We start from the raw sequence: 19,111 nt of genomic DNA on the forward strand, positions 1-19,111 counted from the left end.
CAGCTACGACGGCTCGGCGGGCTCGGGCTCGGGCTCGGGCTGGTCGACGGTGCGGCGCGGGCCGGTGAACCACTTGCGGGCCGAGGCGTACCACCAGATGGCGACGCCGAGCAGCACGCCGCCGACCGCGATCGGCGCGTAGTTGACCGCCGTCCAGCTGAAGTCGGGATTGCCTGGTACACCCGCCGGGACGATCGGCAGCACGAAGTAGACCGAGATGACGGCGATCTCGACCACCGCGATCCAGCCGAGCAGCTTGTAGCGCCGGCCGAGCGTCCACGGGCCCGGGGTGAACCGGTCGCCCATCCGCAGCCGCAGGAAGATCGGGATGATGAAGGACAGGTACAGCCCGATCACCGCGACCGACACCACCGCGTAGAACGCCACCGGGATGCCGCCGCGCTGGTAGAGCGCGGGCAGCGTGAGCACCAGCCCGGCCAGCGTCGCGCCGATGATGGCGTTGACGGGCGTGCCGTTGCGGTTCACCTTCGACCAGAGTTTCCAGCCGGGCACCGCGCGGTCGCGGCTGAACGCGTACGCCATCCGCGACATCGACGTCACGCAGCTCATGCCGCAGAAGAACTGCCCGATGGTGGAGATGATGATGACGGCCTTGAAGAAGAACGGCGTCAGCGCGCTCTCGAAGATCGCCCCGGAGAAGCCGCCCGCCTCGTTGATCGCGTCCACGTCGGTGGCCGCGAACAGGAACGCCAGCAGCAGGATCCAGCCGCCCACCGCGGAGTAGAAGATCGACCGCCACAGCCCCTGGGCGGCGGCCTTGGACGCTCCCCGGGTCTCCTCGGAGACGTGCGCGCAGGCGTCGAAGCCGGTGATCGTGTACTGCGTGAGCAGGAAGCCCAGCGGCAGCACGTAGAACCAGAACGCCAGTCCGCCGCTGTCGCCGTCACCGAAGCCGGAGTTGTTGAACCGCTCGGTGAACACGAACCGGAAGCTCTGGTGGTCGTCCGGAACCAGCACCAGGATCAGCACCACAGCGGCCGCGCCGGCCACGTGCCACCAGACCGAGACGTTCTGGAGTACGTCGATGATGCGGTGCCCGTAGATGTTGATCAGCCCGTGCAGGGCGAGGATCACCACGAACAGCCCGAACGTCTGATGCCCGGTGCCGGCCCAGCCGTCGAACAGCGCCGACAGCGTCAGGTTGAGGAACGTGGCGCAGCCGTAGTCGACCGACGCGGTCACCGCGACCAGCCCGATCAGGTTGAGCCAGCCGGTGAACCAGCCGTGCACCGGCCGGCCCATCTTCGCCGCCCACCAGTAGATCCCGCCCGCTGTCGGGTACGCCGACACCAGCTCGGCCAGGCAGAAGCCGATGATCAGGATGAACAGCGAGATCAGCGGCCAGCCCCAGGAGACCGCCACCGGGCCGCCGTTGTTCCACGCCTGGCCGAACGTGGTGAAGCAGCCGGCCAGGATCGAGATGATGGAGAACGAGATCGCGAAGTTGGAGAAGCCGCTCCACTTGCGGCGCAGCTCCTGTTTGTAGCCGAGTTCGGCGAGTCGTCGGGCGTCGTCGTCCATCGGCTGCTCGGCGGTCGGCGCGGGCGTCGTGGCCACTGCACACCTCCTCGAGGCGATGCTCGTGCGAGTGCTCGCAGTGTGCTCCCGGCCGATCAAGGCGGTCAATACGTACCCCGGTAATTGCGTTGTCGGCCGATCCCGCCCGGGGCATCATTGTGGGCGTGACCAGGCCCGACCCGACGGGCCGGCACCGGGCGCTCGGCAACGCCCGGTCCGCGGCGGCGCGCGGCGTCCACCTCTCTCTCACTGATGTACGGCGATCGGCCGTACCCTCCGGACGCCCCGCGCCGCCGCACCTCTAGGCGAACAGCAGCCCCGCGACCCACAGCGCGGCGATCATCAGGCCGGCGGTGAACTCCAGGACCATCGACAGCCCGGCCGCCTTGAGTGCCTGCACCGTGGCCGGCCAGGCCAGCCGGGTGTCGCCGAGCCGCAGCCGCTCGGCGCCGAAGATGCCGCCGACGAACCCGATCGGCAGCCCGACCACCGGGATCACGAAGAACCCGACCACGCCGAGCAGCCCGCCGGCCAGCAGCGACGTGGTCGGCACCCCGGTCCGCTTCAGGTTGCGCCCCGGCCAGAGGTACTTGAGCACGGTGCCGCCGGCGGCGAGCACCGTGGCGGCGGCGAGCACCGCCCAGCGGCCCGGCCCGGCGTCGCCGAACAGCGTCCACACCAGCACGCCGCCCCAGCACAGTGGCAACGCCGGCAACCCGGGCACCACCACTCCGGCCAGGCCGGCGACGATCGCCAGCGCGGCGACCACCGACACCACGGCCTGCGAATCGGTGAGGCTCAACCGGTTCTCCCTTCCTCGCCTGCCGCGTCTGCGCGGAAGGTGTTAAGCGGGGCCCCCTCCTCTACCGGAGGCGTTAAGAGGGGGCCCTTCCTTACCCGCCCAGGCGGGCGCGGATGCCGTCGGCGGGCATGGGGGCGCCGAACAGCCGACCCTGCCCGGTGTCGCAGCGCAGCGCCCGCAGCCGTTCGGCCTGCACCTCGGTCTCCACCGCCTCGGCCGTCACCGACAGCTCCAGCGCGTGCGCCAGCCGGACCAGCGCGTCCACGATCCGCTCGTCCCGGTGGTCGGCGACCGCGTCGGCGCCGTCGCCGCGTATCCCCTCGACGAACGGGCCGGCCAGCTTCACGCAGTGGATCGGCAGCCGCCGCAGGTACGCCAGGTTCGAGTAGCCGGTGCCGAAGTCGTCGATGGCCAGGCGCAGCCCGAGGCCGGCCAGCTGGTGCAGCGTCCGCAACGGCTCCCCGGCACTGCCCATGACGGCGCTCTCGGTCAGTTCCAGCTGCAACAGCTCGGCGGGCAGGCCGGTGTGCTGCAACGCCTCGGCCACCGTCTCCACGATCGCCGGGTCGTCGGCCTGCCGGGCGGCCAGGTTGACGCTCACCACCGGCCTGGTGTCCGGGTACGCGCGCCGCCACGACTCGGCGTCGCGGCACGCCTGCCGCAGCACCCAGGCACCGAGCCGGACGATCAGGCCGGTCTCCTCGGCCAGCCCGATGAACCGGTCCGGCCCGATCAGCCCCAGCTCCGGATGCTGCCAGCGCACCAGCGCCTCGACCGTCACCATCGTGCCGTCCAGCAGCGACACGATCGGCTGGTAGTGCAGCACGAACTCGCCCCGGTCCAGCGCGGCGGGCAGGTTCGCGGCCAGCGCGGAGCGGGCGATGTCGGCGGCGCTGCGCTCCGGGTCGTACACCGCCCAGCGGCCCCGGCCCTCCGCCTTGGCCCAGTAGAGCGTGGTGTCGGCGGCCTTCATCAGGTCGCCGACGCTCGTCTCCGCCGCCGGGCACTCCACGATGCCGATGCTGGCCGAGACGGCGAGCTGCTGGTCACCGACGTGCACCGGTGCGGACACCGCGGCCAGGGCCAGCTCGGCGACCTCCACCGCGTCGTCGATGCCACCGTCGGAGTCGACCAGGATGACGAACTCGTCGCCGCCCATCCGGGCCACCAGGTGACCGCGGCCGGCCACGCAGTCGCTGAGCCGCCGGGCGATCACCTTGAGCAGCCGGTCGCCCAGGTCGTGACCGAGGCTGTCGTTGACCGCCTTGAAGCCGTCCAGGTCGATGAAGCAGAGCCCGACGCGCTGGTCCGGGCCGGCGCCGTCGAAGACGTCCTCGAGTGACTCGAAGAACAGGGTCCGGTTGGGCAGGCCGGTCAGCGGGTCGTGCAGCGCCTGGAAGCGCAGCCGCTGCTGCAACTCGTACCGCTGGGTGATGTCCTCCACCATCGCCACCGTGAACCGGGGCCGGCCGTCGTCGTGCCGGATCAGCGACACCGCGAGGTCGGTCCAGACCACGCTGCCGTCCTTGCGGTAGTAGCGCTTCTCCACCCGGGCGCTGTCCCGCTTGCCCTCGATCAGCTCCTGGTACAGCTCCCACATCCCGGAGGCATCGTCGGCGTAGGCCAGCGCCGACACGTTCATCCGCCGCATCTCCGCGACCGTGTAGCCGAGCATGTCCGCGAAGGACTGGTTGACCTCGATGATCTGCCCGTCCACCCCGGCGATGCCGATGCCGATGGCGGCGCCGGTGAAGACCGCCCGGAACCGTGCCTCGCTGTCCCGCAGCGCCTGCTCGACGGTGTCCCGGGCCTGCCAGGCGGACCGGGCGATCCGCTCCTGCTGGCTGAAGACCCGGTCGCGCAGCGCGCGGGCGAACCCGGCCGCGAACGCGCCCTGGAGCAGAGCGACCCGCTCGCGCAGTTCCGGCGACTCCGTCCGCGACGGCAGCACCCACTGCAGGAACCGGTCGCCGAGTGCCTGCACCGACCAGTCGAGTACGCCGGGCTCGGTGAGGTGCGCCTCGACCAGGGCACGCCCCACCTCCTCCGCCGGGCGGGCGGAGAAGGTGGGGGCGACCAGGGCCTCGCCGAGCCGTTCGGTGAGCGGCATCAGCAGGCGCTCGGTCTCGGCCGCGCTCAGCGGCACGAACCCGATGCGGCGCACCGCCCGAGCCCACTCGGTGGCGTACGCGGCGGCGCCGGGCCGGCTGACGTCTCCCCCGTCGCTGTCCGGGGCGCGCACGGTCTCAGCCGGCGGCGCGGTCGTGCCGGGCGACGCCGCCGAAGGCTCCGAACCGCTCCGGGTGCTCGTCCACGTCCGACGGGGAGTCGGGCCGCCACAGCGGCATGTGCACCACGCCCGGTTCGAGGATCGTCCAGTCACCGAAGAAGCCGGTGATCTCGGCCCGCGAGCGCAACGTGATCTCGGTGGCGGTACGCGCCGACAGCCGCTGCGCGTCAAGCATCTCCTGCGGCTGGTCCTCGAACGTGGAGTGGGAGATGACCAGGTAGCTGCCGGGCGCGGCGGCGGCGCGCAGCGTGGCCAGGATGTCGGCCGGGCGGTCGGCGTCCGGCACGAAGTGCACCACGCCGGCGAGCAGGATGCCCAGCGGCCGGTCGAAGTCGATCAGGCCGCTGGCGCGGGCGTGGTCCAGGATCAGCTTCGGCTCGCGCAGGTCGGCCAGGATCGCGGTGGCCCGGTCGTTGCCGGCGAGCAGTTCGTGGCTGTGCGCCACGGCGACCGGGTCGGTGTCGACGTACACGATGCGGGCGTCCGGGTCGGCGGCCTGGGCGACCTCGTGCACGTTGCCGACGGTGGGGATGCCGGAACCGATGTCGAGGAACTGGTCGATGCCGGCGTCGAGCAGCACCCGTACGGCCCGGCGCAGGAACTCCCGCCCGGAACGCATGGTGGCGGCCAGGTTCGGCGTCATGGCCGCGATCTGCTCGGCGAGCTGCCGGTCGATCTCGAAGTTGTGCGCCCCACCCAGGAAGTAGTCGTAGACCCGGGCGGCGCTCGGCCGGCTCAGGTCGATCTCGGTGGGCAGGCTCTCCGGCGTCTGCATCGCTCGGTCCCCCAGGTCGTCGTCCGCCGTCGATGGCGGATCATGTGGTCCAGACCACTCTAGGCTGGTACGGCCAGGTATGGGAGATCCGCCGGAGGCGATGCCGGCGGCCCGGGTCAGTCGGCCGACTCCAGCAGCAGCGAGATGCCCTGGCCGACGCCGATGCACATGGTGGCGAGGGCCCGCCGGCCGCCCCGGCGGCGCAGTTCCAGCGCGGCGGTCAACGCCAGCCGGGCACCGCTGGCGCCGAGCGGGTGACCCAGCGCGATCGCCCCGCCGCCGGGGTTGACGTGCTCGGCGTCCTCCGGCAGGCCCAGCTCGCGCAGCACCGCCACCGACTGCGCGGCGAACGCCTCGTTCAGCTCGATCACGTCCACGTCGGCGAGCGACAGGCCCGCCCGGTCGAGCAGCTTCCGGGTCGCCGGAACCGGGCCGATGCCCATGATCCGTGGCGGTACGCCCGCCGACGCGGCGCCGCGTACCCGGGCCAGCGGGGTGAGGCCGTAGCGTGCGACGGCGGCCGCGGAGGCCACGAGCAGCGCGACGGCGCCGTCGTTGACGCCGGAGGAGTTGCCGGCGGTGACGGTGCCGCCCTCGCGGAACGGGGTGGGCAGCGCGGCGAGCTTCGCAAGCGTCGTCTCGCGCGGGTGCTCGTCGGCCTCGACCAGTTTCGTCTCCCGCTTGCCGGCGGGCACCGTCACCGGGACGATCTCCTCGGCCAGCCGGCCGTCGGCCTGCGCCTTGGCGGCCCGCTGCTGCGACCGGTACGCGAAGGCGTCCTGCGCGGCCCGGTCCACGCCGAACTCGGCTGCCACGTTCTCCGCCGTCTCCGGCATCGAGTCGATGCCCCAGCCCTCGCGCATCAGCGGGTTGACCAGCCGCCAGCCGATCGTGGTGTCGTACACCTCGGCGGTGCGGGCGAACGGCGTGGCCGCCTTCGGCATGACGAACGGCGCGCGGCTCATGCTCTCCACGCCGCCGGCCACCACCAGGTCGGCCTCCCCGGCGACGATCGCGCGGGCGGCGGAGGCGAGCGCGTCCAGGCCGGAGCCGCAGAGCCGGTTGACGGTGCTGCCCGGCACCTCCTCGGGCAGGCCACCGAGCAGCGCGGCCATCCGGGCCACGTTGCGGTTGTCCTCGCCGGCCTGGTTGGCGCAGCCGAGGATCACGTCGTCGGTGCGGGCCCAGTCGACCGACGGGTGGCGGGCCACCAGCTCGCGGACGACGTGCGCGGCCAGGTCGTCGGGGCGGACCCCGGCCAGGGCGCCGGCGTACCGGCCGATCGGGGTACGGACTCCGGCAACGAGGTAGGCCACTGTCATCGCGCGTACGTCCTTCGGGGGTGGGAAGGGGTCGGGGCGGGTCGCGGGGGTACCCGGCGCCAGGATATCCGTGACCCGAGCGGATAGGTTTGCCGCATGTCCGGGGCTCAGTTCAGCGCAGAGACCAGCGGCGGCGGCGCGTTCGTCCGCCAGCCCAACCGGTTCACCGGCCGGGTCACCCCGCACTCCACAGCACCGGAGGGCGGCGGGCCGGACGATCAGGGGCGCTGGCCCCTGGAGGCGGGCCGCTACCGGCTGATCTGGTGCCGGGCCTGCCCGTGGGCGCACCGGGCCCGGATCGTGCGCGGCCTGCTCGGCCTGGACGAGGTAATCTCGCTGGGCACCGTCGACCCGATCCGGGACGAGCGGGGCTGGCGGTTCGCGCTCGACCCGGACGGCTTCGACCCGGTGCTCGGCATCGGTTTCCTGTCCGAGGCGTACCTGTCCACCGACAGGGACTACACCGGCCGGGTGACAGTGCCGGCGCTCGTGGACACGCTCACCGGGCGGGTGGTGACGAACGACTACCCGCAGCTCACGCTGGACCTCTCGACCGAGTGGCGGCGGTTCCACGCGCCGGACGCGCCCGATCTCTACCCGGTCGAGCTGCGCCCGGAGATGGACGCGCTCATGGCGGAGATCCACCGGGACGTCAACAATGGCGTCTACCGCTGCGGCTTCGCCACCTCCCAGGAGGCGTACGACGAGGCGTTCACCGCGCTGTTCGCCCGCCTCGACGCGCTCAGCGAGCGGCTGGCCGGGCGGCGTTACCTGATGGGCGACGCGATCACCGAGGCGGACGTGCGCCTGTTCACCACGCTGGTGCGCTTCGACGTGGCGTACCACGGGCACTTCAAGTGCAACGAGCGCAAGCTCACCGAGATGCCGGTGCTCTGGGCGTACGCGCGGGACCTGTTCCAGACGCCGGGCTTCGGCGAGACGGTGGACTTCGACCACATCAAGCGGCACTACTACGCCACCCACGACATGATCAACCCGACCCGGATCGTGCCGCTGGGCCCGGACCTGTCCGGCTGGACCACAGCGCACGGGCGTGGCTGAGGGAACAGCCCGCCGGATCGCCGCCGCGTTCGCCGCCGTCTGCCTGACTGCCGGCGTGACAGCGGTGACGGTCGCGGTGGTCGCCGGTCCCGGTCCGGGCCTGACCGGGTACGTGAGTGAGGCGGGCGTCACCGACAGCGGGTACGCCGGGGCGTACCGGACGGGGATCTTCTCGGTGGCCGCGTCGCTGCTGCTGCTCGCCGGGGCGCTGCCACCGGGGGTACGCGCGGCGGCCGGGCTGCTCGGCGCCGGCGCGGTGGCCACGGTGCTCTCCGGCGCGGTGACGTGCAGCGAGGGCTGCCCGCTGCCGCCGTTCGAGGCGACCACGGTGGCCGACCTGGTGCACGGCGGGGCCAGCATCGCGGCGACCGCCGCGGTGGTGCTCGCCATGCTGGTGCTGCTGGTCTCCCCGGCGGCGGACCGGGGGGTGCGGCGGATCGCCGCGATCGGCGCGGCGCTGGCGCTGCCGGTGGCCGCCGTGGTCGCGGCGGCGCTGCTGCTGGTCGGGCGCAGCACGCTGCTCGGGGTGTCGGAGCGGGTGTTGCTCGCGGTGGTCGCCGTCTGGGGACTGGCCACCTCCGGCTACCTGGCTGTAAGGAGCCTCACCGCCGACGGTCCTTCCGTTCGGACTCCGGACGGGAGTAACGTGTCGCGACGATGACCAATGTCTGGTGCCTCACCGAGCGCCTGTACGTCGACCTGCGACGGCAGGCCAGCGGCGTCTGTCCGGCGTAGCTCCACGCCCCGACGCCCGCCTTCCCTCTCCAGACCTTGGATTCGTCCCCATGACCTCCGCCCTGCGCAGAATCCCCTTCTCCGTCCAGATCCTGCTCGGCCTCGTGCTCGGCGTGGCACTCGGTTTCCTCGCCCGCGCCGCCGACCTCGCCTGGCTGACCAGCACGCTCGACACCGTCGGCGGCCTCTTCGTCCAGCTGCTCAAGCTGGCCGTGCCGCCGCTGGTCTTCACCGCCATCGTGGTCAGCGTGGTCAGCCTGCGCGGCGTCGCCAACGCCGCCCGGCTGGCAGTCAAGACGCTGCTCTGGTTCGGCGTCACCGCGCTCGTCGCGGTGAGCATCGGCATCGGCCTCGGCCTGCTCACCGACCCCGGCCGGGGCGTCAACCTGGACCCGGCCGGCGCCTCCGCACCGAAGACCACCGGCTCCTGGATCGACTTCCTCACCGGCATCGTCCCGACCAACCCGGTCGGCGCGTTCGTCGAGGGCAACGTCCTGCAGATCGTCTTCCTCGCCCTGGTGGTGGGCGCCGCCGCGCTGCTGGTCGGCGACGCCGCCGAGCCGTTCGTGGCGCTCAACCGCTCGCTGCTGTCGATCGTGCAGAAGGCGCTCTGGTGGGTCATCCGGCTCGCCCCGATCGGCACGCTCGGCCTGATCGGCAACGCCGTCGCCTCGTACGGCTGGGACCTGCTCGCCCCCCTCGCGAAGTTCACCACCGCCGTCTACGTCGGCTGCGCGCTGGTGCTGTTCGTGGTCTACCCGGTGCTGCTGGCGGTGGCCGGCAAGCTCAACCCGCTGCGCTTCTTCGCCGGCGCCTGGCCCGCCATCGAGCTGGCGTTCGTCTCCCGCTCCTCGGTCGGCACCATGCCGGTGACCCAGCGCTCGGTCGAGCGTCTCGGCGTCCCCCGCGAGTACGCCTCCTTCGCGGTGCCGTTCGGCGCCACCACGAAGATGGACGGCTGCGCCGCCATCTACCCGGCGCTCGCCGCGATCTTCGTGGCGCAGGTGTTCGGCGTGAACCTGGGCGTCACCGACTACCTGCTGATCGCGTTCGTCTCGGTGGTCGGCTCGGCCGCGACCGCCGGCCTGACCGGCGCGATCGTCATGCTCACGCTGACCCTGAGCACGCTGGGCCTGCCGCTGGCCGGGGCGGGTCTGCTGCTGGCGATCGACCCGATCCTGGACATGATCCGTACCGCCACGAACGTGGCCGGGCAAGCAGTGGTGCCGACCATCGTGGCCGCCCGGGAGGGCACGCTCGACCGGGCCGCGTACGACTCGGCCGGCAAGCGCGACCTGATCGAGCCGGTCGAGACCGAGCGGCTCGACCCCGTACCCGCCTGATCCACAACCAACGGGTGCGCCTGCCGGGAAGGAGTCGCACCCGTTGCCACGACCGGAGGAGCCTGAAGAATGAGTGCCCTGTTCACCCCGCTCGCCCTGCGCGGCGTCACGGTGCCCAACCGGGTCGCGCTGGCGCCCATGTGCCAGTACAGCGCCGGACCCGACGGCCTGCCCACCGACTGGCACCGCGTCCACCTCGGTTCCCGCGCGGTCGGCGGGGCCGGCCTGGTGATCACCGAGGCGACGGCTGTGGTGCCCGAGGGCCGGATCAGCCCGCAGGACACCGGCCTCTGGTCCGGCGCGCACGTCGACGCGTGGCGGCCGGTCACCGCGTTCGTCGCCGCCCACGGCGCGGTGCCGGCCGTGCAGCTCGCGCACGCCGGGTTCAAGGCGTCCACGTACCGCCCATGGGCGCCGGCCCGCGGCGGTGTGCCGGACGCCGAGGGCGGCTGGACCCCGGTGGGCCCGGGTGACCAGCCGTTCGTACCGGACTACCGCACCCCGACCGCGCTGGACGAGGCGGGGATCGCGGCGGTGGTGGACGCCTTCGCCACCGCCGCCGGGCGGGCGCTCGACGCCGGGTTCGCCGCCGTGGAGATCCACGCCGCGCACGGCTACCTGCTGCACGAGTTCCTGTCCCCGCTGACCAACCGGCGCACCGACGGCTGGGGCGGTGACCGGGCCGCCCGGATGCGGCTCACGCTGGAGGTGGCCCGCGCGGTACGCGCCGCCGTCGGCGAGTCGGTGCCGGTGCTGACCCGGATCTCCGCCACCGACTGGACCGACGGCGGCTGGACCGTCGACGACAGCGTGGTGCTCGCCGGGGAACTGGCCGCCGCCGGGGTCGACCTGGTCGACACGTCCTCCGGCGGCGCGGCGGTCCAGGCGTCCATCCCGGTCGGCCCCGGCTACCAGGTGCCGCTGGCCGCCCGGATCCGTCGCGACGCCGGGGTGCCGACCGGCGCCGTCGGCATGATCGTCGAGCCCGAGCAGGCCGAGCAGATCGTGGCCGGCGGCGAGGCGGACCTGGTGCTGCTGGGCCGGGAACTGCTGCGCGACCCGTACTGGCCCCACCGCGCCGCAGCCAAGCTGGGAGCCACCCCAACCTGGCCCGACCAGTACACCCGAGCCGTCTGACCTTGCGCGTCGATCATGAGGTTGGCGGCGGACGGCGTCCGATTTGTCGCCGCCAACCTCATGATCAACCAGGAAGACGCGGTCAGCCGGCCAGGTGGTTCCAGCGGGGTTCCAGGTCGGTCCAGGTGCCCTGGTCGGCCACCGTGCCGTCGATCAGCACCACCACGTGGTCGGCCCGGACCAGCGCGGCCCGCTTCGCGGTCGAGCCGACCACTGTGACCCCGTGTTCGCGCAGCGCCGCCCACAGCGCCAGCTCCGTGCCCACGTCCAGCGCCGACGACACGTCGTCGGCCACCAGCAGCTCGGTACGCGGAGCGAGCGCCCGGGCCAGCGCCAGCCGCTGGAGCTGACCGCCTGACAACCGGGTGCCCTTGTGCCCGATCAGCAGACCGAGCCCGCCCCCGGCCGCGGCCAGGTCGTGTTCGAGCTGGGCGGTCGAGACCGCCCCCGCGGCGTCCACCTGGTGGCCGAGCGCGATGTTGTCGGCCACCGTGCCGGAGAGCACCCGGGGCAGCTGGCCCACGTACCCGACCTGGTTGGGGCGCAGGAACATCTCCGGTTCGGTGACCGGGTCGCCGTTCCAGCGCAGCTCGCCGACGTGGTGCACGATCCCGGCGAGCGCCCGCAGCAGCGACGACTTGCCGGACCCGACCGGGCCGACGACCAGCACCAACTGTCCGCGCTCGACCACCAGGTCGACGTCGCGGACGGCGAGCGTGCCGTCGGAGTGCAGCGCGCCGAAGCCGGACAGTTCCAGGCGGCGCAGCGGGTGCCGGGGCGGCGGCTCGGGCGCGGGCGCGGTGCCGGCGACCAGGTCCAGTCCGGGCACCGGCGCCGCGTACACGGCCTCGCCGGTCATCGCCACCGTCCGCCTGGTCCACACCCGTGCCGACGGGTACTGCGACACCAGTGACGCGGTGGTCCACGCGAACCAGCGGGCTGCGCCCAGGGTGGAGACGGCCACGAGCGTGGCCCCGGCGGACAGCTCACCGGCCAGGTAGAGCGCCCACGCGCCGATCGGCAGCAGACCACTCGCCACCGACGGGGTGGACCGCGCCCACACCTGCATGGCGATCTCGCGCCGCTGCCGCTCGCTGCGGACCTCGTCCAGCCGGGCGAGGTGGCGCAGCACCGGGCGGGTCGCGCCGGCCAGCTTCACCGTACGGGCGGCGGACAGCGCGGAGACCAGCGCGGTGGCGAACGCGGCGCGCGCCTTCACCGTGCCGGCGGCGGTGCGTTCCAGCTTCGGTCCGAACAGCGTCGCCGCCAGCCCGGAGACCACCATCGTGCCGACGAAGAACAGCGCCGGTACGAGACTCCCCGTCACCAGCGTCATGGCGACCACGATGACCAGCGAGATGACCTGGTCCATCAGGTTGTCGGCGAGGCGCACCACCCGTTCGGTGTCGCCGCCCTGGGCCACCACCTCGGCCGGGGTGTGCCCGCTGACCCGGCGCGCGCCGGTCTGCCCGTGCACCAGCCGGGCGCTGATCCGCAGCATCTGCCGGATCCACCACTGCGGGAACCACAGGTTGGTCAGGTACGGCAACGGCAGCACCACCAGCAGCGCGGCCACGATGCCCAGCGCCGGCAGCCACGGGTCGCCGCCGCCGACCAGGTCGGCCCAGAGCCACGGCAGGACCGCGCCGTCCAGGCCGAGCACCGTCATCACGACGAACAGACCGACCGAGAGCAGGCCGTACCGCGGGTCGTTGGTGCCCAGCCGGAAGATCTCCCGCATGGTCCGCGCGGGCGGCGTGGGCGGCGCCGGTGGCGGGTCGGCGCGCGGCACGGCCGCCGGCCGGGTCGCGGGCGCGGTCGGTGTGGCGGGCGCGTCGTCCCAGGCGGGCACGTCGAGCAGGTCCACGCCGCCGCGCCGGGCGCCCACCCCGGCGTACGCCCCGGCGTGGCTGGTGGCGAGCAGCTCGGCGAAGCGGGCCGACTCGCGCAGCGGACCGGCCTCCAGCACCGCGCCGTCGGCCATCACCACCACCTCGTCGCAGCGGCGCACCGAGGAGAGCCGGTGCGCGATGACGATGCCGATCCGGTCGGTGAGCAGCCGTTCGGTGGCCTCGCGTACCCGGTTCTCGGTGACCGGGTCGAGCCGCGCGGTGGCCTCGTCGAGGATCACCACGTGCGGGTCGCGGACCAGGATGCGGGCGAACGCGACGAGTTGCTCCTGCCCGGCGGAGAGCACGTACCCGCCGTCGCCGAGCCGGGTGTGCACGCCGTCGGGCAGCTCGGCGATCCAGCCGGCCAGGCCCAGCTCGGCGAGCGCCCGCTCGGCGGCGTCCAGCAGTTCCGGATCGAACAGCGCCACGTTCTCGGCGAGCGTGCCGGCCAGGATCTCGGTGCGCTGCGGCACCACGGCGATCCACCGGCGCAGCTCCTCCACGTCCAGGTCGACCAGGTCGGTGCCGCCGAGGAACACCGCGCCGCGCGGCACGTCGACCGCCCGGGTGAGCACCTTGGCCAGCGTCGACTTGCCCGAGCCGGTCCGCCCGACGAGGGCGTACGAGCGCCCGCGGACGAAGTCGAGACGCACGTCGCGCAGCGCCGGCCCGCGGTCGTCCCCGCCGGCCGGGTAGCGGTAGGTGAGCCCGCGCACGGTCAGGTCGCCGTCGACCGGGGCCTCGCCGCCGTCCGGCTCCTGCGGCGATCCGGCGAGCAGTTGCACCCGGCCCCACGCGCCCAACGCCTGTTGCAGGTGCGGCACCCAGCGGGCGATCTGCTCGACCGTCGCGCCGAACGCGACGGCCAGCAGCCAGATCGCGGTGAGCCGCGCGGCGTCCACCCGGCCGGTGGCCAGCGCCCACGCGCCGCCCAGCACCACGCCCGCGACGCCGAGCCCGACCGCGCCGGCGGCGATCGCGGTGACCCGCGCGGAGAGCCGGAAGACCCGGACGCACCGGGCGATCACCTCGGCCGCGCGGCGGGCGTAGAGGCGCAGCACGTACGGCCGGGCGAGGCTGGTGCGCACGTCGTCCTGCCCGTGCACCGCCTCCTCCATCACGGCCGCGAGGTCGGACCACGCCTCCTCCTCGGCCATCCGGGCCGGGGCGATACGGGCGGTCGGGCGGCGCAGCGTCACCGCGAGCAGCGCGGTGAGCAGGATCATGCCGACACCCGCGGGCCACCAGACGATCAGCGCGCCCACCAGCGACAGGGCGCAGACCGCGAGACCCTGCGCCAGCCGTACGCCGGTGTTCCGCATCTCGGCGGCGACCTGGTAGACGTCGTTGTCGATCCGGTCGAGCAGCTCGCCGACCGGCGTGGTCTCCAGGGTGGGCAGGTCCTGGCCGAGCGCGACCCGGCAGAGCCGCCGCCGCACGTCGGCCGACCAGTCGGCGGTGAGCCGGGCCATGATCAGGCCGATCAGCAGGTCAGTGACGACAGCCGCGACGAGCGCCGCGGCGAGCGCGACGAACCAGCCGGACGAACGGTGCACCAGCACCGGCCCGGCCAGCGCGGCGGCGGCCGCCTGGCCACCGGCGCCGAGCACGATCAGCAGCAGGACCGCCGCCATCCGCCGGGGCGCCGTGGCCCAGAGATCTCGGAGCAGGCGCATGGAGGGTCCTCCGGACTCGGATCGGTGGGGCGGTGTCCCCAGCCTCGTCCTCACGACGGCCCGGATTCAACCGAATTACCGGCCCTTGGTCAGGTCCGGGCGACCCGCCGGACGATGCCGAGCAGCGACTCCTGCACCTCGTCGATCGGCCGCTCCGGCGAGAAGACCAGCCAGTCCACGGCCACCACCAGCCCGACGCCGAACAGCGCCGAACTCGCGGTACGCACGTCCAGGTCGGCGGGCAGGTCACCGCTGTCCACCCCGGCCTGCACCGTGTCGGCGATCACCGCGATGGCCTCGCCGCGCAGCAGCCGCAGCGTCTGCTGCCACTCCCGGTTGGTCCGCCACATCTCCGAGAGCAGCAGCTGGGCGAAGGCGCGGTAGCGGCGGATGTACTCCAGCTGGGCCCGGACCAGCGCGCCGAGCGCCTCCAGCGGCGGCAGCCCGTCGACGGCGGCCCGGAACTCGGCGGTGAGCAGGCCGACGCCGTGCCGCAGCAGCTCCTCGAACAGGACGGTCTTTGATTCGAAGTTGTAGTAGACGGTCCCCTTGGCCACGCCGGCCCGGGCCGCGATGTGGTCCACGGTGGTGGCCGAGAAGCCCTGCTCGGCGATGAGGTCCACCGCCGCCACGAAGAGGCGCTGGCGGGTGTCCTCGCGCCGGCGCGTCCGTCCGTCCGTCACCGGCTCATCCTCACATGGTCAGTTCGGGGTGCAGCTTGGCCGGGGTCAGGCGGCGGGACCGGCGAGCCGCGCCGACGGTCAGCGCCATGGCGCCCAGCCCGAACGCGAGCAGCACCAGCGCGGCGGTGACGACCGGGGCGGTCGCGCCGCCGTTGACCGTGTGCCGCAGGCCGTCCACCACGTACGTCATCGGCAGCCAGGGGTGGACCGCCTGGAAGAAGCCGGGCGAGGTCTGCACCGGGTAGGTACCGCCGGACGAGGTGAGCTGGAGCATCAGCAGCGCCAGGGCGGCCAGCCGGCCGGCCGGGCCGAGCGCCACGCCGAGCAGTTGCATGATCGCGGTGAACGCCAGCGAGGTGAGGGCGAGCAGCCCGAACGTGGCCGGCCCGTGCCGCGGGCCGAGCCCGAGCGCCAGCGTCACCACCGTGTAGAGCACAGTGACCTGGGCCAGCCCGATCGCCGCGGCCGGGAGCCACCCGGCGAGCACGACCCGCCAGCCGGGCGCGCCGGACATCACGTGCCGCCGGTTGACCGGCCGCAACAGCATGTACGTGATCATCGCGCCGACCCAGAGCGCCAGCGACAGGAAGTACGGGGCGAAGCCCACGCCGTACGAGCCGGCCGGGTTCTGCGAGTCGCGGATCAGGCCGACCGGGTCACCGAGGACCTCGGCGCGCGTGGCCGCGTCGTCGTACCCGGGCAGTTTCCGCTCCCCCGCGGCGAGCCCGTCGGCGAGGTCACCGGCGCCGCCCTCCAGCCGGGTCAGCCCGTCGAACAGGCGGTTGCTGCCGCTGCCGAGCTGGGCCAGGCCGCCGTCGAGCTGGCGGGCGCCGCTGGCGAGCCGGTAGAGGCCGCCGCGCAGCCCGTTCGCGCCGGTCGACGCGTCGCCCAGCCCGTCGCGGAGCTCGGCGCTGCCCTGGGCAAGCGTGGCGAGCCCGCCGGCCAGCTCGTTGACCTTCGCGCGGGCGGAGGCGACGTCGTCGGCCAGGTGCGGCGCGGCGGCGGCGACCTCGCGGGCGGTCTTCGACACGTCGGTCATCTGCTTGCGCAGCGTGGCCATGTCGGTCTCGTCCAGCGCGGCCACCACCGAGCGGGCCTGCGTGACGGCCCGGTCGGCGGCCTTGCGGGCGGCGGCGAAGTCCGGGTCGTCGGCCAGTTCGGGGTGTTCCTTCGCGACCGCGTCGAGCCGGTCGCGGACCTCCTCGGCGGTGGCGACCACCTCGGCGGCCCGGCCCGGCAGCGCGTCCAGACCGGCGGCGAGCTGCTGCGCGCCGTCGGCGACCAGCGTGGCCGCCTTCTCGATCCTGTCGGCGTTGCGGCGCAGCACCGGCTCGTACCTGTCGGCGGCGGCGTTCACGGTGGCCGCCGCCGCCCTGGTCTCGGTGGCCGCCCGCCCGGCGCCGTCGGCGAGCTGGGCCGCGCCGGTACGCAGTTGGTCGAGGCCCTTGGCGAGCTTGTCCGCGCCCTGGACCGACTGGCTCAGCCCACCGGCGAGCTGCCCGGCGCCGTTCCCTGCGTCACCGAGCCCGTCGGCGAGTTCGTCCGCGCCCTGCTGGGAGCTGCCGAGCCCGTCCGCGATCCTGCCGGCGCCGTCGGCGGCGCGCCCGGTCTCGGCCTTGGCGTCGGTGAAGCCGATCAACATCCGGTCGAAGTACGTGGCGGCGGTGCTCTGCGCGGCGGCGGCCCGGATCTCGCTGAACGCCGACCGGGCGAGCAGGCCGGAGAGGTAGTTGGTGGCGTCGTCGTTGACGACCTTCAGTTCGCCCTGCCGGGCCGGGCGGTCCGGTTCCGGACCGGCGGCGAGGGTGGCGGAGAAGTCCTCCGGAATGGAGAAGATCAGGTGGTAGCGCCCGTCGCGCAGCCCCTTCGTGGCGTCGGCCTGGTCGGTGACGGTCCAGCCGAACACCTTGCGGTCGAGCAGCTTCTCGGTCAGGTCGCGGCCGGCGTGCACCTCGCTGCCGTCACCGGCGGCGGCCGGGCGGTCGGCGTCGACCAGGGCGACCGGAATCCGGTCCATCTTCCCGTACGGATCCCAGAACGCGTACAGGTAGAGCGCGCCGTAGAGCAGCGGGACGACGGTGAGCACCGCGAGGGCGGCGCGGGGCAGCCGGCCCCGGGTCATCCGGCGCAGCTCGAACAGGGCCAGTCGCAGGACGCTCATGCGGGCACCTCGGCGGGTTCGGCGGGAGCGGGCTCGGTGGGAAGGGCGGGGACGGGCACTGCCGGGTCGCCGACGCGGTGCACGGTGGCGGCGACCCCGGGTTCGACGGCGCGGGCGCTGGCGACCACGGCGTACCCCTGGCCGGCGAGGCGTTCCAGCGCGCCCCACATCCACTCCCGCTCGGGTCGGTCGGCACCGGCGTCCACGTCGTCGGCGACGATCAGGCCGGGGCCGCCGAGGCCGGCGAGCACCAGCCCGAGCACCTGCCGTTCGACCGGCGTGAGGTCTCTGCCGTACCGGCCGGGGTCCAGCGGCTCGTCGGTGAGCCCGGCGCCGGCGACGGCGGCGGCGTAGGCGTCACGGCGGTAGGCCCGGCGGGCCCGGACCGCTGCCACCGGGACGAGCCGGCGCCGACGGCGCGGCACCGGGCCGAGCAGCAGCAGTCGTTCGGTGATGTGCTCGGCGACGGTGAGCGTCGGATCGGGCTCGTGCACGCCCGCCACCTGCCCGAGCGCTGCCGGGCCGCGGCGGCGCAGCTCACCGTGGTTGTGCGGGAAGCGCCCGGCCAGCGCGAGCAGCAACGAGGTGCGCCCGCTGCCCGGCGGGCCGGTGACGGCGTGCAGCTCACCGCTCGCGGCGGTGAGGTCGACATCCCGGTAGACCCAGCCCCGGCGGGTGCGCAGCCCCAGGCCGCGGGCCTCGACGATGTTCATCAGGAACCCGAATTCCAAACTGACTGGTCAGTATAAAAACATGCCCAGCATAGCGCCGGTTGTCCGGTTCGGGACGGTCCGGCGGGAGTGATCCTCAGAACAGCACTGTGGCGAGCGTGCCGACCGGGCGGAAACCGCAGCGCTCGTAGACCCGGCGGGCGGGCAGGTTGAAGTCGTTGACGTAGAGGCTCACGGTGGGCGCGACCCGGGCCAGCGCGTCGCGGACCACCGCGGCCATCGCGGCGGTGGCGATGCCCCGGCCACGCCACTCGGGTGCCACCCAGACGCCCTGCACCTGCGCGGTCCGGCGGGTCACCACCGCCAGCTCCGCCTTGAAGACCACCCGCCCGTCGACGAAACGGGCGTAGGCGCGGCCGGCGCGCACCAGCTCGGTCACCCGCCGCCGGTAACCACGCCCGCCGTCCTCCGCCAGCGGCGACACCCCGACCTCCTCGGTGTACATCGCCACCGCCGCCGGGAACAGCCGGTCGACCTCGTTGCCGCGCACCCGCCGGACCTGCGGGTCGGGCGCCACGGCGGGCAGCGCGTCGGTGGCCAGCAGCGGCTGGTTCGGGCGTACGTCCCGAGCCGGCCCCCAGTAGGCGGAGAGGCGGTCCCAGAGCCCGAGCACCGCGTCGGCACTGCCCACGATCGAGGAACAGAGCCGCTCCTCGGCGCTCAGCTGGTCGGCGAACGCGGTCACCGCCGACTCGGACGCGAGCACCGGGGTGAGGTTGCCGCCCAGCCAGCAGATCGACTCCAGGTGCCGGCGGGAGCCGTACCCGAGGATCCGCGCCTCGGCCCGCCACCACGCCAGCCCGCGTGCCGCCACCCGCTCGGCGACCTGCGCGCCGGCGTACGGGTCGAGGTCGAGCAGCCGCTCGACCGCGCGGCGCTCCGACTCCCCCAGTTGGCGTACCGGCACCGTGAGCACGGCTACCAGCCTGCCAGATCCACCCCGGCGCGCGCGGGCCGACCGGG

The 19,111-nt window shown here is 73.7% G+C and carries 14 protein-coding genes; 4 read left to right on the forward strand and 10 right to left on the reverse strand.

Annotated features, from left to right (window positions below; genetic code table 11):
* Positions 1 to 3: 3 nt before the first annotated feature.
* From GA0070215_RS09780 to pcaF, 5 genes are all read right to left on the reverse strand, one after another.
* Positions 4 to 1,578, reverse strand: a complete 1,575-nt coding sequence (locus GA0070215_RS09780) for an amino acid permease (RefSeq protein WP_091044233.1) — start codon at positions 1,576 to 1,578, stop codon at positions 4 to 6.
* Between the two features lie 262 nt (positions 1,579 to 1,840).
* A complete protein-coding gene (locus GA0070215_RS09785; protein WP_018785862.1) occupies positions 1,841 to 2,341 on the reverse strand; it encodes a DUF456 domain-containing protein in 501 nt (166 codons plus the stop codon).
* Between the two features lie 91 nt (positions 2,342 to 2,432).
* Positions 2,433 to 4,583: a putative bifunctional diguanylate cyclase/phosphodiesterase gene (locus tag GA0070215_RS09790; protein WP_091044235.1), complete on the reverse strand. Its 2,151-nt coding sequence runs from the start codon at positions 4,581 to 4,583 to the stop codon at positions 2,433 to 2,435.
* Between the two features lie 4 nt (positions 4,584 to 4,587).
* Positions 4,588 to 5,406 carry an SAM-dependent methyltransferase gene (locus GA0070215_RS09795; RefSeq protein WP_018785860.1) on the reverse strand — a complete coding sequence of 273 codons (819 nt, stop codon included), beginning with the start codon at positions 5,404 to 5,406 and terminating at the stop codon, positions 4,588 to 4,590.
* Positions 5,407 to 5,522: 116 nt separating this feature from the next.
* Positions 5,523 to 6,728, reverse strand: a complete 1,206-nt coding sequence (gene pcaF, locus GA0070215_RS09800) for a 3-oxoadipyl-CoA thiolase (RefSeq protein ID WP_091044239.1) — start codon at positions 6,726 to 6,728, stop codon at positions 5,523 to 5,525.
* Between the two features lie 96 nt (positions 6,729 to 6,824).
* Between pcaF and GA0070215_RS09805 the strand changes: the two genes are divergently transcribed.
* The 4 genes from GA0070215_RS09805 (at position 6,825) to GA0070215_RS09820 (ending at position 11,005) form a co-directional block, all read left to right on the forward strand.
* Positions 6,825 to 7,790, forward strand: coding sequence for a glutathione S-transferase family protein (locus GA0070215_RS09805; protein WP_091044242.1), 966 nt, complete (start codon positions 6,825 to 6,827; stop codon positions 7,788 to 7,790).
* Positions 7,783 to 8,451, forward strand: coding sequence for a DUF998 domain-containing protein (locus tag GA0070215_RS09810; protein WP_018785857.1), 669 nt, complete (start codon positions 7,783 to 7,785; stop codon positions 8,449 to 8,451). Before GA0070215_RS09805 ends, GA0070215_RS09810 begins: the two co-directional genes overlap by 8 nt.
* Positions 8,452 to 8,587: 136 nt before the next feature.
* Positions 8,588 to 9,868, forward strand: coding sequence for a dicarboxylate/amino acid:cation symporter (locus GA0070215_RS09815; RefSeq protein ID WP_026267998.1), 1,281 nt, complete (start codon positions 8,588 to 8,590; stop codon positions 9,866 to 9,868).
* 69 nt (positions 9,869 to 9,937) lie between these two features.
* Positions 9,938 to 11,005, forward strand: coding sequence for an NADH:flavin oxidoreductase/NADH oxidase (locus GA0070215_RS09820; RefSeq protein ID WP_018785855.1), 1,068 nt, complete (start codon positions 9,938 to 9,940; stop codon positions 11,003 to 11,005).
* Positions 11,006 to 11,087: 82 nt separating this feature from the next.
* On the opposite strand, the gene GA0070215_RS09825 is transcribed toward GA0070215_RS09820, so the two are convergent.
* From GA0070215_RS09825 to GA0070215_RS09845, 5 genes are all read right to left on the reverse strand, one after another.
* Positions 11,088 to 14,573, reverse strand: coding sequence for an ATP-binding cassette domain-containing protein (locus GA0070215_RS09825; RefSeq protein ID WP_091044246.1), 3,486 nt, complete (start codon positions 14,571 to 14,573; stop codon positions 11,088 to 11,090).
* A gap of 89 nt (positions 14,574 to 14,662) precedes the next feature.
* A complete protein-coding gene (locus GA0070215_RS09830) occupies positions 14,663 to 15,256 on the reverse strand; it encodes a TetR/AcrR family transcriptional regulator (RefSeq protein ID WP_091044248.1) in 594 nt (197 codons plus the stop codon).
* A gap of 10 nt (positions 15,257 to 15,266) precedes the next feature.
* Positions 15,267 to 17,417, reverse strand: coding sequence for a YhgE/Pip domain-containing protein (locus tag GA0070215_RS09835; protein WP_091044251.1), 2,151 nt, complete (start codon positions 17,415 to 17,417; stop codon positions 15,267 to 15,269).
* Positions 17,414 to 18,148: an ATP-binding cassette domain-containing protein gene (locus GA0070215_RS09840; RefSeq protein WP_244166928.1), complete on the reverse strand. Its 735-nt coding sequence runs from the start codon at positions 18,146 to 18,148 to the stop codon at positions 17,414 to 17,416. Before GA0070215_RS09840 ends, GA0070215_RS09835 begins: the two co-directional genes overlap by 4 nt.
* Before the next feature lie 76 nt (positions 18,149 to 18,224).
* Positions 18,225 to 19,064 (reverse strand): GNAT family N-acetyltransferase, encoded by an 840-nt coding sequence (locus GA0070215_RS09845; protein WP_018785850.1) that lies wholly within the window; start codon positions 19,062 to 19,064, stop codon positions 18,225 to 18,227.
* Between the last annotated feature and the right edge of the window lie 47 nt (positions 19,065 to 19,111).

This window comes from Micromonospora marina (assembly GCF_900091565.1).
Classification (GTDB): domain Bacteria; phylum Actinomycetota; class Actinomycetes; order Mycobacteriales; family Micromonosporaceae; genus Micromonospora; species Micromonospora marina.